The following is a 15,523-nucleotide window of genomic DNA, read 5'->3' as shown; positions in this document are numbered from 1 at the left end:
TCCCTGCCACAGCTCAGTCCGGCCAGTTCAGCACGCCGTCGAAGCGATGCCGGCTGCGGTTCTCGATCGGTGTCACGATGATCTCGTTGGAGGCGCGCGCCTTGTCGAGTTCCTCGGCAAGCCGGGTCGCGACAATGGCCTCCTGGCCGGGATGCAGGTTGCATGGATCGAGATAGAAATAGTGATGCTCCACCTCATGGTCGCGGACGATTACCGGGGGGTTGCCGCGGGCAAGCGCTGCCGCAAGATCCCAGGCGCTGATATGCGCCTCCGGCGCAGAGATGATGACCCGCATGCGGTCGAGCGGGTTGTTGGTAGGATCGAGCTCGATCAGGGCGGTGACGCCGGGGCGGCCGTCGAGAGTTCGCTTCCACAGGTTCAGATAGCCCGTCTCGCGTTCGCGGATGCCGGCATGGTCGCGCTTTTCCCAGGCTTCCAGTGCCGCCATCACGCCATAGATGCTTTCCTTGCCGACCTTCATGCCGCGGCCGATGCCCATGTTCTGCAGGAAGGCGTTGCGCACCAGCTCCTTCTTGCCGGCGACGATGCCGGAGGTGGGGCCGCCGAGGAACTTATGGCCGGAATAGAGCACGATGTCGGCGCCCTGCGCCAGGAAGAGCCTGAGGTCGTACTCCGAAGCGGCATCGACGATGACGGGCACGCCCTTGGCGTGCGCGATCTCGACGAACTCGGTCAGGTGCAGCAAGCCGTAATCGACCACATGATGGGATACGACATAGACGGCTGCCGCCGTCTTCTCGCTTATGGCATTTTCCATGTGAAAGCGGTGTGTCGAGGTCGCTTGACCGATCAGAACGACCTTGCCGCCGGCAAGGCGGATCGCCTGATCGACGGGGGCGCCATAGCTCACCACATGGCCCATCTGCACGATGACTTCGTTCTTGTCCGGTGCGGCATCGGGTAGCTTCTCTATGGCGAGCAGGTTGTTGCCGGTGATGGCGCCTGCGACGGCGAGGCTGATGCCGGAGGAGCAGGATGCCGTCACGAAGCCCGCCTCGCCGCCCGTCAGCCGGGCGATAACGGCGCTGGCCTTGCGCTGGAGGTCGTTGATCTCGACGAATTGCGGCAGGATCGCCGTCATAGCCGCAATGGCTTCAGGCACGACGATCGATGCGCCGAGGCTCGTCATGGTACCTGATACGTTGATGACGGGCCTCAGGCCGATCTTGCTACGGATATCATCGGACATTCTATCTCTCCAAAGTGACGACTGCCGATTGTCATCGACAGCTATGCCATAGTAATGTAATAGCTTCTCGAAATCTCACGAGGAGCGTTGACTTGGACGCCAAGACCCTACCCGCCGCACCCCCTGAAGACGCCGATTCTATCGTGGAAGGGGAAACCAAAGGCGCGCGCCGTTCGCGCGTCAGCGGCATCGACCGCGCGCTGCAGGTCATTGATTATCTGTATGAAACCGGCGCGCCGGCTGGCGCCTACGCGATCGCCAAGGGGATCAAAGCGCCTCTTTCGACCGTCTATGTGATCATCGACGATCTGGTCGAAAAGAACATGCTTGGCCGCAATGGCGACGGTTCCGTCTGGCTCGGCGCCCGTCTTTACCACTACGGTCTCGCCTATGCCCGGTCGCTCGATTTCATGAGCATCGCCACCCGCGAAATGCACGATCTTTGCCGGCAGGCGAGCGAGACGGTGCAAGTCTGCGGCCGCGACGGCGATTCCATGCTGGTGCTGGCGATGGCGGACGGGCCGAGCCATTTTCAGGTCGCCTCTCGCGTCGGAACGCGCGTGCCGCTCAACTGGACTGCCTCGGGTCGGCTGCTGGTGGGGCATTTGCCGGAAGGCGAAAGGATCGAGCTTTTCAAGCGCTGTGCCCGCACCTCGCCGACCGGTCGGGCCGAGGTCGATGCCGCCGTGCTTTCCGAGGCCGCGGGCAAGGCCTTTAAGGAGCGCTTGTCGATCCAGGTGGCGGAGTCCGATTATGCGGTTGCCTGCATCGCATCGCCGGTCGTGGACCGGGATGGTCAATGTGTCGCGACCATTTCGATCGTGCTTCCCGAACAGAAAGCCGTGTCCGACGGCAGCCATTATGGCGAACAGGTGCGCGCGGCCGCCGAGCGAATCGAAAAGCTGATGGGCTGGCGCAACCACTGAATTCGTCCTCCTTAAAGCAATTCCAGCAAAAGCGCGACGCGGTTTTGCGTCCGGAATTGCGTAAAAACTAATCGTTAAGTGATACGATCGCTTCGATTTCGACCGTGATGTTGCCGGGAAGCGAGCCGAAGCCGACGGCCGAACGGGCATGTTGGCCCGCTTCGCCGAAGACTTCGATGAAGAGGTCCGAGCAGCCGTTGATGACGCTCGGATGATCCTCGAAATGCGGCACGGCATTGACCATGCCGAGCAGCTTGACCACTCGCTTCACCCGGGAGAGATCGCCGAGCGCGCCGTGCATGACAGCAAGCAGGTTGATGCCAGTTAGCCGCGCATGCTGGTAGGCCCGGTCGACGCCCACGTCACCACCGACCTTGCCGGAATGGAGGTGGCCGTCTGCTTCCCGCGGCCCTTGACCTGAAAGATAGAGCACATTGCCTTCGCGGACATGGGTCACGAAATTAGCGATCGGCGGTGGCGGCGGCGGCAGCGCGATGCCGAGCGCAGCCAGTCGCTGGTAGGGTGTTTGCGCTGCTGAAGCGGCCTGTGTTGGGGACGTGTTCACGTATGCTCCTGCCATTCGATCTTAATGTTTCGACTACCGCCACGAATAGCCGTGGCTATGACGGACGAGCTTACGGGCGCGGGGCACGTAGCGGCTGGCGGCGATCGCCTCCGCGCCGATGACAGCGTAGCGCGGCTCAAACAGCTTCCGCAGGCGTGAAACGTCGCCGTTCGAATCCGTCGCCTCTAGATCCGCATCCACGAGGTCGAAGATGGTGAAATCGGCGCGCTCGCCGACCGACAGCCGGTTTTCCATCGAAAGCTTGATGACCGAGGCTGGCGCATGGGTGACGGCGTCGACCACCTTGTCGAATGGCATGCCGACCGAGAGCAGCTTGGACATGGTGGTCGCCAGATCCCATACCGGGAAGTTCATGGAATGGCCGTGCAGGTCGGTCGAGATCGAGTAGGGCAGCAGGCCGCGCTTGATCGCCGCTTCCGCGACCTTGAACGAGAAGGAGGCGCCTCCATGGCCGATATCGAGCCGGATGCCTTCGCCGGCGCAGCGCTCGGCGAGATTGTAGAGGTCCTCGTCCTCCATGATGCTCGATCCGGCCTTGCCGTTGAAGCAGTGGGTGACGACATCGCCCGGTCCGAGAATTTCGAGCACTTCGTCATAGAGCGCGGGCGGCTCGCCCACATGCACCATCATCGGCACCTTCAGGATCTTGGCGATCTTCTTGCCGAGCTTGACGGGTGTGACCCCCCAGGAGCCGGTGATGACGTGGCTGGCACGCACTTTGATGCCGACGATATGCTCGCTGTTCTCGGCATAGCATTCGAGGATGCGGTCGAGGTCGATATCCTTGATATCACGCAGTTCGGGGACGCGATTGCAAGCAACGAGGCCGATCGAACCGAGATTGAGGAAGGCCTTGATGCGTTCTCTGGATGGTTCGATGATATATTCGCGGAAGCCATGAAAATTGGCTTCGCCGGCCGAGCCCGCATCGACCAACGTCGTGACGCCGCGCTCGGCGCCGCATTCGGATGGGCGGATCGAGATGTCGGTGCCGCCATGCCAGATGTGGACGTGCAGATCGATCCAGCCCGGAGAAATCCAGGCGCTCTTGCCGTCGATGCGCTCGATATCGCCGGGAGCGGCAAGCTGTGGACCGAAAGCGGTGATCTTGCCGTCGGCGCCGACGAGGATGTCGATGACGCCGGCGGCGGTATCGCCACCGAAAGCCATGGGCTTCACATTGGTGAGGAGGAGCGGCTTGCCCGCTTTTTCACCGGTCATTTACAAGTCCTTTCGAAGTCTTGGATCGAGCATGTCCCGCAGGCCGTCGCCGACCATCTGCAGCGAGAGCACGGAGAGAATGATGGCAAAGCCGGGGAAATAGGTCATCCAGTCGGCCTGGCCGATATATTGACGGCCGGCGGCGATCATGGTTCCCCAGGTTGGGATTTCGGGGCTGACGCCGAGGCCGAGAAACGAAAGCCCGGCTTCGGCGAGCATGGCGCTGGCGAAGAGAAACGAACCCTGCACCAGGATCGGCGACAGGAGGTTTCTAAGCACGTGCCGCGTCATAATGTGGAATGTCGAGATGCCGAGAGCCCTGGCCGCCTCCACATAAGGAAGTTCGCGGATGACAAGCGTCGAGGCGCGGACGATGCGGGCCAGCCGCGGCGAATAGACGATCGATAGCGCGACAATGACCGTCGTCAGCGACGGGCCGAGGGCGGCGACAAGCGCGATGGCAAGCAGGATATCCGGAAACGCCATCATCGCATCGATCAGGCGGGCGATTGGGGTATCCAGTTTCTGGAAAAAGCCGGCGAGCAAGCCGAGAGTGACGCCGATCGCCGCCGACAGCGCCACGACGGCTGCTCCGACGAGCAGCGATAGCCGTCCTGCATAGATGGTGCGGGAGAAGATATCTCGGCCGAATTCGTCGGTGCCGAACCAGTAAACCCCGCTTGGCGGCTTCAGTCTGTTGACGATCGAGAGTTTCGAAGGCGAATAGGGCGCGATCCATGGCGCAAGCACGGCGAGCAGGACGAAGATTGCCAGCACGATGAGACCGGCGGCGACGGTCTTGCGCTTCAGAAGCCGGCGAAGGAACTTGCTTCGCTCGCTTGGCACCTGCTTTGGTGTATCGGTTGCGATATCGGCCATCAGTAGCGTACCCTCGGATCAACCAGCAGGTAGAGCATGTCGATCGCAAAATTGATCAGGACGTAGAGGCCGGCGATCACGAGCAGGGCCCCCTGGATCACCGGATAATCGCGGCGCAGCACCGCCGAGACGACGAGGCTTCCGACACCCGGCAGGCCGAAGACGGTCTCGGTGACGACAGCGCCGGAAATGAGAACCGCGGCCGTCAGTCCCAGAACGGTGAGAATGGGGATCAGCGCGTTCTTCAGCGCATGTTTGAGGACGACGCGGCGCTCGATCAGCCCTTTGGCCCGGGCGGTGCGGATATAGTCGTCTCCAAGCACGTCGAGCATCGAGGCACGAGTGAAGCGCAGGATCAGCGCCGAGGAGACGAGACCAAGTGCGACGGCCGGCAGCGTCAAATGATACATGCGATCCAGGAAGCTCGTGCCCGGCCCACCATAGCCGGAAACCGGAAACATCCCCAGGCGAACCGCGAAGAATTGCATCAGGATGAGGCCAAGCCAGAAGCTCGGTATGCTCGCCGCCAGCATGCCGATCGCCATCGAAGCCTGGTCGACGAGCGATCCCCGCCGATAGGCGGCATAGATGCCGATCGGCAACGCAATCACGCCAGCGATGAGGAGCGAGAACAGGGTCAGGAAAAAGGTCGGCTCGGCGCGTTCAAGAAGTGCGGAGGAGACCGGGATATTGAGGAAGATCGACTGGCCGAGATCGCCCTTCAGCAATTGCCCGATATAGAACAGGTATTGGACGAAGATCGACTGGTCGAGGCCAAGCCGGGTACGCAGCTCGGCAATATCCTGCCCCGTCGCATCCGGGCCTAGCATGACGGCGGCTGGATCGCCGGGGGTCACGCGCACGATCACGAAAACGATCGTGACGACGAGAAACATCACGACGATCATGCCAGCAAGACGTTGAAGGATGTAGCGTATCATTGCGTCGGTCCCCAGAGCGCGCCGCTTTTCTTCGAATCGCGGAGCCACTCCATTTCTTTGCTCTCTCGCAACTCCGAACGGAAAACCGCTGCGCATCTGGAATTGCTCTAGGTCCGCAAACGGACGGGAACGGGCGCCGGCCGCAACCGGCGCCCGAGCGCCTTGGGAGGCTTATTTTTTGATCGCTGCGTTCCAGAAGTAGGGCCATGGCGCGGGGTTGACGCCCTGGAGCTTGGTGGAGATCGCCGCGACGGCGTTGAAGTCCCCGATCTTCATCATGGGAGCTTCGTCATAGATGGTCTTTTGGACGTTCGCCCAAAGCTCGATGCGCTTCTTGGGATCGACCTCCGTGTTGAATGCGTCGATCGCGGCCTTGCTCGTCGGCGTCGTCCACCAGCCGGGCGAGCTCGGCGACAGCGTGCCGATCAGCGCCGGTTCCGGCAGGAAGGGACTGTGACTGATGTAGATGTCCCACAGCGCCTTGTCGGCCCGGCGTTGGGTGAGCGTCGCCCAGTCGACCACCTGAAGGTCCACCGTGAAGCCCGCCTGTTTCAGATATTCGGCCGCGACCTGTGCCATCTTGTAATGGAACTCGTACTGGCGGCTGGTCAGGATACGGATCGGTTCGCCCTTGTAGCCCGCAGCCTTGGCGGCTGTGGCCGCGCCTTCCGGATCGGCGACATTGTAATTCCCTTTGACGCCGGCATCCGTGCTCCAGGTAAAGGGGGCAGGGTACATGTTGCCGTCGACCGTATAGAAATTCGTGCTGCCGAAGGCTGCGGCCAGCATGTCCTCCATGCTGAGTGCCTGTCGGATCGCCTTGCGGATCGCGACATTCTTCGTGATGCCGTCGGCGGTGTTGAAGACGAAAACCGGATAGCCGAACGGTTTGAGGAGCAGCGGCTGGGTCGCCGAAGCGGATTTCAGCTTGTCGAAGGACTCGACTGGAAGACTGTCGATATAGTCATACTGGCCGGAAATGGCCGCCTCCACGCGGGTATTGGCGTCGGGCACCGGCACGAAGCGGATTTCGTCGAGATATTGATGCCGGGCGCCGCCGTAACCATTGCTTTCGCCATCGCGTGGCGTGTAGCCGTCGAAACGCACCAGCTGAATATATTGGTCGGGCTTGCGCTCCTTCAGCATATAGGGACCGGTGCCGATGAAGTCGGTCATCGTGTCCGCCTGCTTGCTGGCTGGAATGATGATGGCGGCGGAGTTGTTGAAGGCAAGCAGCGAGGTGAGGGGGGCGTAGGGCTGCTTCAGCTTGATGACGACGGTCGCCGGATCCTGGGCGGTAATGGATTCGATGAAGCCGCCCGCCTGTTTGCCGCGCGACGCCAGCTTGGTCCAGCGGTTGAGCGAGGCGACCACATCGTTGGAGGTCATGACGCTGCCGTCATGGAACTTGATGCCGGTCCTGAGCTTGATCGTGTAGGTTTTGCCGTCGGCGCTGATCTCGGGCATGCTCTCCGCAAGCAGTGGCGTGACGTTCCAGCCCTTGTCGAAGGTGTAGAGCGTTTCGAAGATATGTTGGGTGACAATACCGACGAGATCGGCGGTGGAGGTCATGGGATCGAGCGTTGGTGGCTCGCCGATCGTCGCGACATTGATGACGCCACCTTTTTCCTGAGCCATCAGCAGCGAGGGCGCCGCAACCAAAGCAGCCGCAATCAGGAATCCGAGTCCTAACTTCATCGATACACTCCCAATTATGTTCCACAATTATGTTATATAGAATTTTATAACAGAATACAGGACGAGTGGAGGCTGTCAATGGCAGTAAAACCTGGGCGTATTGGCTTGAATGCGCATAGGTTCCGTCTTGCCGAAACATTTTGGCGGGAGCAGATTGCAGCGACAGAGGAGATAGTGCATGGCGCCTTACGATGCTTCCGGCCCCAGCGTGAACGGTATCGAACCTCGCTGGACGTCCAGTGCAAAGAGCGGAGTTGGCACAGCCCTTTCGCCAGCCTGCCGCATCTGGTTCACTCTCAGCCACGGCATCCTCAACGAAATCTATTATCCCCGCGTCGACAGTGCTTGCACCCGCGACATCGGATTGATCGTCACAGGTCCTGATGGTTATTTTTCGGAGGAAAAGCGCGATACGGAGAGCGTCGTCACCACGGTCGAGGATGGCGTTCCGGCCTATCGGTTGATCAACACGGCGATCGACGGCCGTTATCGGATCATCAAGCGCATCATCGTCGATCCCATGCGCAGCAGCTTGCTACAGCAGATATCATTCGAGCCGCTGGAAGGCACGATCCGCGATTATCGTCTCTATCTGCTGGCCGCTCCACATCTGGTCAATGCCGGTTACGGCAATACGGGCTGGGTGGAGGACTACAAGGGCACACCGATGCTTTTTGCGACGGGCACGGGCGGTGTCTCGATGGCTCTTGCCGTCAGCGGTGGTTGGCGGACGGCATCCGCTGGCTATGTCGGTATTTCCGACGGATGGCAGCAATTGCAGAAAGAGGCCCGATTGGACCCGGCCTTTACGCGTGCCGCCGATGGCAACGTCGCGCTGACCGGTGAGATCGATCTGATCGGCGGCAGCGACACCGTCACCGTATCGCTCGGTTTTGGAAGTCACGCCAAGGAAGCCGGCTACAATGCCCTTGCCAGCTTGCAAGCCGGCTATGACAACGCCGAGCGCAGCTATGTTGCCGATTGGCGGACATGGCAAGACGGATTGCTGGCTTTGGACGAACCGAGAGCGCCGCCGCCCGAAGTCAATCGCTATCGGATCTCGACAGCCGTGCTGGCGACGCATCGGCCTCTTTCTTTCGAAGGACCGGCTGTTGCATCTCTTTCCATTCCATGGGGCTTTGCCAAGGGCGACGAAGACCTCGGCGGCTATCATCTGGTATGGCCGCGTGATCTGGTCGAGACGGCCGGTGGCTTTCTGGCTGCGGGCGCCGCGCAGGATGCGCTGCGCATTCTGGCCTATCTGCGCGTTATCCAGGAAGAGGATGGACATTGGCCGCAGAACTGCTGGCTGGACGGCGAGCCCTATTGGACCGGGATACAGATGGACGAGTGCGCCTTTCCGATCCTGCTCGCCGATGCCCTGCGTCGCGAGGGAGTCCTCACTGGCGATCTGTTACTGTCTTACGTGCCGATGGTCGAAAGCGCGGCACGCTACGTCGTCGTCAACGGTCCCGTTACCGGCGAGGACCGCTGGGAAGAGGATGGCGGCTTTTCTCCCTTCACTTTGGCGGTCGAGATCGCCGCCCTGCTTGCGGCAGCCGATATTCTGGAAATTGCCGGTCAAACGCACAATGCGGATTATCTGCGGCAGACCGCGGATGCCTGGAACGACCAGATCGAGCGCTGGACCTATGTCAGCAGCGATGCGGAGAGCGCTGCTCTCGGGATCAAGGGTTATTATGTCCGTATCGCGCCGCCTGAGATCGCCGACGGAAGCTCGCCTGCCGACGGTTTCGTGCCGATCAAGAACAGACCGCCCGCTGAATCCTTCTTGCCGACCGCCCGCGTCGTCAGTCCCGATGCTTTGGCGCTGGTGCGCTTCGGATTGCGGGCCGCCGACGATCCTCGCATCCTCGACACCGTCAGGGTGATTGATTCCCAGCTCAAATGCGACCTGCCGCAAGGGCCGCTATGGTATCGCTATACCGGCGACGGCTATGGTGAGCATGAAGATGGCGGCCCGTTCGACGGCACGGGCATTGGGCGGCCATGGCCGTTGCTTGCGGGCGAACGCGCCCATTATGAGCTTGCGGCCGGCCGTCCGGACGTGGCTCTTCAGTTGCTCAAGACACTCGAGCAGTCCGCCGGTCAGGGCGGATTGCTCCCGGAACAGGTGTGGGACCAGCCCGATGTGCCGGAGCTGGGGCTTATGCTCGGAAAACCCTCCGGCAGCGCCATGCCGCTCGTCTGGGCTCACGCCGAGCATATCAAGCTCCTGCGCTCGCTGAGAGATGGGGCTGTTTTCGACATGCCGCCGCAGGGTGTCGAGCGTTACGTGACCAACAAGGTGACTGCGCCCTTCGTGCCGTGGCGTTTCAATAACAAGCTGTCGCAGCTTCCAGCTGGCAAACGCCTGCGGATCGAGGTCATGGCGCGCGCGATCATTCGCTGGAGTTTTGATGGTTGGGTCGGCGCCACCGATACCGAAACGAGCCAGAACGGCTTCGGCATACATGTTGCCGAGCTTTCATGCGAACACCTGCCCAAAGGCGGGTCGGTTACCTTTACCTTTTACTGGCCAGACACCGATCATTGGGAAGGAGAAGATTTCTCCGTCTCGGTCGTTGAAGCGCCCTAGTAGGATTTGTGCCAGTGCGGATAGAAAGTGGACGAATATGAGTCAGGTATTAGAGAGCCGCAAAACGAACGTAAAACTGAAGAAAGCCGCCGCACCAGCTGCGACAGAAGAGCTTATCGTCTTGGCGATCGATCTCGGCGGTTCGCATGTCAAAATGCGTCTCAGCTCCGGTAGCGACCGCCGGGCAGCCGTCTCGGGGCCTGCAATGTCGGCGAAGCAAATGGTCCAGGCCGTCAAGGACCTGACGAGCGATTGGCGATATGATGTTATCGGCATGGGATACCCAGGCCCGGTTTCGAACAATAGACCCGCCATGGAACCGCACAATCTGGGCAGCGGCTGGCAGGATTTCGACTTTTCCGCAGCTTTCGGCAAGCCGGTCAGGCTTGTCAATGACGCCGTGATGCAGGCAATCGGCAACTACAAGGACGGCAATATGCTGTTTCTCGGCCTCGGCACCGGATTGGGTTCGGCGATGATTGCCAATCACGTTTGCCTGCCCATGGAACTCGCCCATCTGCCTTACAAGAAGCGGGGCACGTTCGAAGACTTCATCGGAGAACGGGGCCTTGAAAAATACGGCAAGAAAAAATGGCGGCAGTCGGTCGAGGATATCGTCGAAAGATTGAGGGCGGCCTTGCTGCCGCATGAAATCGTCATTGGTGGTGGCAATGCCGAAAAGCTCAAGGAACTGCCCCCCGGCTGCCGTATCGGCGAGAACGAAAATGCGTTTCTCGGAGGATTTCGCCTTTGGAAGGATGCGACTTTGAGCTTCTAGGCGGCATCGGTGTGGTCGAATGGTGTGACATGAGGATCAGGCACAAGTCTGTCGGTCTTTCCTGACAGGAGGATAGCCGGCTTAGCGTCCCTATTTCATCGAGGCTTTCTCGTGCTGAACGATGTCGGCGAATAGCTGCAGCGCGCCACTTGGCTGCTCATCCTTTCGCGCGAGATAAAGCGGAGCCACGAGATTGTCTCCTGGGTCAAGCCTCAGATAGGCGATGCCGCTCGTCTCCAGCCCTGCGATCGATCCTGGAATGATGGAGATTCCGAGACCAGCGGCGACCAGACTGAGCGTCGACAGCAACCGGGGAGCTTCATGACGTATTTTTGGGCTGAAGCCCGCGGCAAGGCAGGCCGCTATGATACTGTCATATAGCCCCGGCCCCGAGGGACGGCGGTAAAGTATGAAAGCTTCGTTTGCGAGTTCCGACAATCGAGCGCGGCGAGGCTTCTCTCCTTTCGCTATCACCAGAGGATGACGATCTGGAAGAGCGACCAGCATCTCTTCATCGAGAATTCGGGAAATTATCAGCCCGCTCGACTGTGCAACGGGAGAGCGCACGAGTGCGACGTCGAGAAGACCGGAATGCAGCATGGCGATCAGATCGGGCGTACTGGCTTCCTCAAGCTTGAGCGCGACATCCGGTGACGCCTCGCCGAGCGAGCGGACGGCTGAGCTGACCAGCGGATGAAAGGCCGCTGAACTGGTAAAGCCGATGGCGAGGCTTCCCTCCTCCCCGCGGGCGTTGCGTCTCGTCGCCTCTATCGCAAGATCGACATCGTTGAGGATGGTCCTGGCTCTCTCTACGAACGTCCGCCCCGCATCCGTCAGCTCGACACCTCTCGGCAGGCGTTTGAACAGCGAGGCTCCGACGATTGCCTCCAGCTTGGCTATCTGCTGGCTGAGCGGTGGCTGCTGGATGCCGAGCCTTTCGGCAGCGCGGGTCATATGGCCCTCATCGGCAACGGTTACGGCATAACGGAGGTGTCGAAGTTCGATCATGACATATCTCAAACATATGGATACTGTTCAATCCATATATTGGACGCATGACCGGTAAAAGCCTATTTTGACCGCCTGTTCGGCATAAACACACAGGCCATGACATGGACGCTATTTCTCATTCCAATGCTGATCAACGCGAAGGACCAGCGGTCGCGGAGCTCTTCTTCGGCTTTTTCAAACTCGGCCTCATTGGTTTTGGCGGGGTTCTGCCGCTCGCACGCCGCATGGTGGTCGAGGATCGCAAGTGGTTGACTGGGGAGGAGTTCACCGAACTGCTCGGGCTGTGTCAGTTCCTGCCCGGCGGCAATATCATCAATATGGCGGTTGCGATCGGCTCCAAGTTTCAGGGCGTGGCGGGGGCATTTTCGGCGCTCCTTGGCCTCATTGTCGCGCCGACGGCGATCGTGATCAGCCTTGGCGTCGTGTATGATCAGTTCAACAGCGATCCACGCATCCAGCACATGTTTGCAGGCCTTGCCGCCGCCGCGGCCGGTCTGCTGATCTCGATGGCCGTCAAGATCATCCTGCCGCTGCGCCGCAGGCCTGTCGCCCTGGTCATTGCCGCCATTTGCTTTGCCGCCATCGCCGTGGTCGGGCTGCCCTTGTTGCCGACCATGCTGGTTCTGGCACCTCTCGGTATCATCGCCATTTGGAAGCTTGAAGCATGACCACGACCCTGCTTTCTCTCGCAATCATTTTCACCCAGCTGTCGCTGCTCGCCTTCGGCGGCGGCAATTCCATTCTCCCCGAAATGCATCGTCAGATCGTCGATGTGCAGCATTGGATGACGGCGCAGGAATTCGGTGCGCTGTTCGCCTTGGCGCAGGCAGCTCCCGGTCCGAACCTAATGGTCGTGCCCCTGGTCGGCTGGCACGTTGCCGGATGGGCTGGAGTGCTGGTGACTTCGGTGGCAAAGTTTGGGCCTTCTTCGGTGCTGACCTATCTGGTGCTCCATCTCTGGAACCGTTTCAAGGACAGGCCGTGGCGAAGGATCGTCCAGGCCGGGCTGGTGCCGATGACCGCCGGGCTCGTCACCGCCAGCGCGGTCGTCATCACCGAGGCATCAACTCAGGGCTGGATTCTGGCGGCCATAGCGGCAGCCGGCGCATTTGTTCTTTCGACGACGCGCGTCCATCCGCTCATCGTTCTGGGCATTGGCGCGTTGATCGGGCTAAGCGGCATTGGCCAGGTCTGAGCCGGAGGTTTCCGGATCGCGCCACCGACATGGTCTGCATACAACGCTGCTCTTTAGATCAAGCCTGCCAATCGCTCACCAATCCAGGCATTGAATAGCGGATTGCGGGCAAGCGACGGGAAAAATATTTCTCCATAGAGTATATAGACATTATGCGTTTACTTTTCGAATAGCATTCCTGCCCCTAGCCTGATCGGCGGTCTCATTCGTCCGGAGCTGGCATGACAAGGCATATTCGATTCAACGCGTTCGACATGAATTGCGTCGCGCATCAGTCCCCGGGGCTATGGAGGCATCCGCGCGATAAGTCGTGGAAATACAAGGATTTGGACTATTGGCAGGATCTGGCGCGGACGCTGGAGCGCGGCATTTTCGACGGCATATTCATCGCCGACGTCATCGGCTATTACGATGTCTACAAGGGCTCGAATTACCATGCAATCGAGCAGGCCGCGCAGATACCGGTCAATGATCCGATTCAGCTCGCGGCGCCGATCGCGCTTGCGACCCAACATCTCGGCATAGGAATAACCGCCTCCACCTCTTTCGAGCATCCTTACACGTTTGCCCGCCGGCTCGCCACCGCTGATCATCACACCAAGGGCCGTGTCGGCTGGAATATCGTGACCTCCTATCTGGAGAGCGGCGCGAAGAACGTCGGTCAGGGCGGCCTGAAGACCCATGACAACCGCTATGAGGTCGCCGCCGAATATGTGGAGGTCCTCTACAAGCTTTTCGAAGGAAGCTGGGAGGAGGGCGCCGTGCTGCGCGATGCCGAGCGCGGCATTTTCACCGATCCTACCAAGGTCCACGAGATCGGCCACAAAGGCAAGTATTTCGATGTTCCAGGCTACCATCTCTGCGAGCCATCGCCGCAGCGGACGCCCGTGCTTTATCAGGCAGGCGCATCGGGGCCTGGTAAGGCCTTCGCGGCCGGCCATGCTGAATGCGTGTTCGTCGCGGCTCCGACCAAGAGCCTGCTGCGCGCCTATGTCGCCGATATCAGGCAGAGGGCTGCGGCTGCTGGCCGCGATCCACGGAAGGTGCTGATCTATAATCTCACGACACTGATCATCGCGGAGACCGATGCAAAGGCCCAGCAGCTCTTCGAGGAGTATCAGAGCTATGCCTCCTATGACGGCTCGCTCGTATTCATGTCCGGCTGGAGCGGCATCGATTTCGGCCAATATGCGCCGACCGACGAATTGAAGAAGGTCGAGACCAATGCGATCGTCTCGATGATCGAGAACTTCGGCGGCAAAGACCGGGCATGGACAGTCGAGGAACTCGCCAAATGGGGCGGGATCGGTGGAACAGGTCCCGTATTCGTCGGATCGCCCTCGACTATCGCCGACATCCTGCAGGAATGGGTCGAAGAGACGGACATCGATGGCTTCAATCTCGCTTATGCGGTGACACCGGACAGCTTCGAGGCGGCGGTCGATCTGCTTGTTCCGGAACTACAGAAGCGCGGAGTGTATCCTACCGCCTATCGTCCGGGCACCTTGCGCGAAAAGCTCTTTGGCGACGGACCTTATCTGCCGGTGACCCATCCGGCCAATGCCTATCGCGATATCGAGGCAGTCAAGCGTCGGGATGCGGAAGCGGCCACACCGTTACGCCAGTCGGCCGGCGTCTAGGTTTTGCCATATCACCGATCCGGTTGAAGCATGCGCATATTCGGCCCAGTTTGACGATGCTCTGAGGGCCGACGAGCCGGATGGATCTCGGAAGATATTCCGTGCAATCAGCTATTCAAGGTAGCAATGCGTTAACGTTCTGTTCACCTTAGGATTACTAAGGTTTCCTGATGAAAAGGAAGGAAGCCCAATGAAAAAGATCTTTGTTCTCGCCATGGCTGCCGTAACGCTGGCAGCGCCCTTCGCCAACGCGCAGGAATGGCCCCGTCATCATCGCGATCGTCCCGACGAAGTTCATCGCAAGATGCCGCCTCGGGGACCGGGACGCCCTGGATGGGGGCCCTATCGGGGTAAGGACCGTTCGGGTTACTATCATGGCTACAGAGGTTACCGTGATCGCCGCCCGGGCTACCGCCGTCACAGCGATGGTCTTTGGTATCCCGCCGCGGCCTTCGCGCTCGGCGCCATTATCGGCGGCGCTTTGAACAACTAGCTCTTCCGCCTTTCCAGGAATTGCTCTTAAGCTTTCGATGATTATTGAAGCGGTTTGGGGGAATGCGATCCGTCATTCCCCCAAAACGCACAGGCGGATCGAAGTTCGCCTCAAGCCGGAACACCGCCCAATTGCACGCTTTCCGGTTGGAAAATATCGGGCCGGCAGTCCGTCACGTGTTGTGGATTGCCTCCATCGGCCGAGTGCATTTCCGCTTTTCGCGAATCTCGGAAACGCTCTATCTTCTTGTTTCCAAACGCATTCCGGACGGAAAATGGCTGCGCGTTTTTCCTGGAAATGCTCTATCGCTAGGTGTCGTCCGGCATTTTCTGGAGTCGACCGTTGG

General features: G+C 60.1%; 14 protein-coding genes. 7 read left to right on the top strand and 7 right to left on the bottom strand.

Annotation, left to right across the window (positions count from 1 at the left end):
* Positions 1-13 precede the first annotated feature (13 nt).
* A complete protein-coding gene (locus AC13QY_RS09465) occupies positions 14-1,210 on the bottom strand; it encodes an aminotransferase class V-fold PLP-dependent enzyme (protein WP_488493364.1) in 1,197 nt (398 codons plus the stop codon).
* A gap of 92 nt (positions 1,211-1,302) precedes the next feature.
* On the opposite strand from AC13QY_RS09465, the gene AC13QY_RS09460 reads away from it, so the two are divergent.
* Positions 1,303-2,136 (top strand): IclR family transcriptional regulator, encoded by an 834-nt coding sequence (locus AC13QY_RS09460; RefSeq protein ID WP_152095271.1) that lies wholly within the window; start codon positions 1,303-1,305, stop codon positions 2,134-2,136.
* A 67-nt stretch (positions 2,137-2,203) separates the two neighbouring features.
* Here AC13QY_RS09460 and AC13QY_RS09455 read toward each other — a convergent pair whose 3' ends face one another.
* The 5 genes from AC13QY_RS09455 to AC13QY_RS09435 form a co-directional block, all read right to left on the bottom strand.
* Positions 2,204-2,716, bottom strand: coding sequence for a RidA family protein (locus tag AC13QY_RS09455; protein WP_112724315.1), 513 nt, complete (start codon positions 2,714-2,716; stop codon positions 2,204-2,206).
* A gap of 18 nt (positions 2,717-2,734) precedes the next feature.
* Positions 2,735-3,943: an amidohydrolase/deacetylase family metallohydrolase gene (locus AC13QY_RS09450; protein WP_152095270.1), complete on the bottom strand. Its 1,209-nt coding sequence runs from the start codon at positions 3,941-3,943 to the stop codon at positions 2,735-2,737.
* Positions 3,944-4,822 (bottom strand): ABC transporter permease, encoded by an 879-nt coding sequence (locus AC13QY_RS09445; RefSeq protein ID WP_488493363.1) that lies wholly within the window; start codon positions 4,820-4,822, stop codon positions 3,944-3,946.
* Positions 4,822-5,763, bottom strand: coding sequence for an ABC transporter permease (locus AC13QY_RS09440; protein WP_488493362.1), 942 nt, complete (start codon positions 5,761-5,763; stop codon positions 4,822-4,824). The genes AC13QY_RS09445 and AC13QY_RS09440 overlap by 1 nt, the downstream gene beginning before the upstream one ends.
* 171 nt (positions 5,764-5,934) lie before the next feature.
* Complete coding sequence (locus AC13QY_RS09435) at positions 5,935-7,461, bottom strand: ABC transporter substrate-binding protein (RefSeq protein WP_488493361.1); 1,527 nt, start codon at positions 7,459-7,461, stop codon at positions 5,935-5,937.
* 178 nt (positions 7,462-7,639) lie between these two features.
* Between AC13QY_RS09435 and AC13QY_RS09430 the strand changes: the two genes are divergently transcribed.
* Positions 7,640-10,060, top strand: coding sequence for a glucan 1,4-alpha-glucosidase (locus AC13QY_RS09430; RefSeq protein WP_488493360.1), 2,421 nt, complete (start codon positions 7,640-7,642; stop codon positions 10,058-10,060).
* 37 nt (positions 10,061-10,097) lie between these two features.
* Positions 10,098-10,838, top strand: a complete 741-nt coding sequence (locus tag AC13QY_RS09425; protein WP_488493359.1) for an ROK family protein — start codon at positions 10,098-10,100, stop codon at positions 10,836-10,838.
* Positions 10,839-10,928: 90 nt separating this feature from the next.
* Here the strand turns inward: AC13QY_RS09425 and AC13QY_RS09420 are convergent, their stop codons facing one another.
* The gene (locus AC13QY_RS09420; RefSeq protein ID WP_113332106.1) at positions 10,929-11,846 is read right to left on the bottom strand and encodes a LysR family transcriptional regulator; all 918 of its coding nucleotides are present in this window, start codon (positions 11,844-11,846) and stop codon (positions 10,929-10,931) included.
* A gap of 104 nt (positions 11,847-11,950) precedes the next feature.
* Between AC13QY_RS09420 and AC13QY_RS09415 the strand changes: the two genes are divergently transcribed.
* From AC13QY_RS09415 to AC13QY_RS09400, 4 genes are all read left to right on the top strand, one after another.
* Complete coding sequence (locus AC13QY_RS09415) at positions 11,951-12,517, top strand: chromate transporter (protein WP_113355737.1); 567 nt, start codon at positions 11,951-11,953, stop codon at positions 12,515-12,517.
* Positions 12,514-13,044: a chromate transporter gene (locus AC13QY_RS09410; protein ID WP_113391174.1), complete on the top strand. Its 531-nt coding sequence runs from the start codon at positions 12,514-12,516 to the stop codon at positions 13,042-13,044. Before AC13QY_RS09415 ends, AC13QY_RS09410 begins: the two co-directional genes overlap by 4 nt.
* Before the next feature lie 221 nt (positions 13,045-13,265).
* Positions 13,266-14,684: an LLM class flavin-dependent oxidoreductase gene (locus tag AC13QY_RS09405; protein WP_488493358.1), complete on the top strand. Its 1,419-nt coding sequence runs from the start codon at positions 13,266-13,268 to the stop codon at positions 14,682-14,684.
* A 190-nt stretch (positions 14,685-14,874) separates the two neighbouring features.
* Complete coding sequence (locus AC13QY_RS09400) at positions 14,875-15,177, top strand: hypothetical protein (RefSeq protein WP_113355740.1); 303 nt, start codon at positions 14,875-14,877, stop codon at positions 15,175-15,177.
* Positions 15,178-15,523 lie beyond the last annotated feature (346 nt).

The sequence above is a fragment of the Martinezella sp. CNPSo 3795 genome, from assembly GCF_057784475.1.
This window is presented reverse-complemented; position numbering and strand designations above follow the sequence as displayed.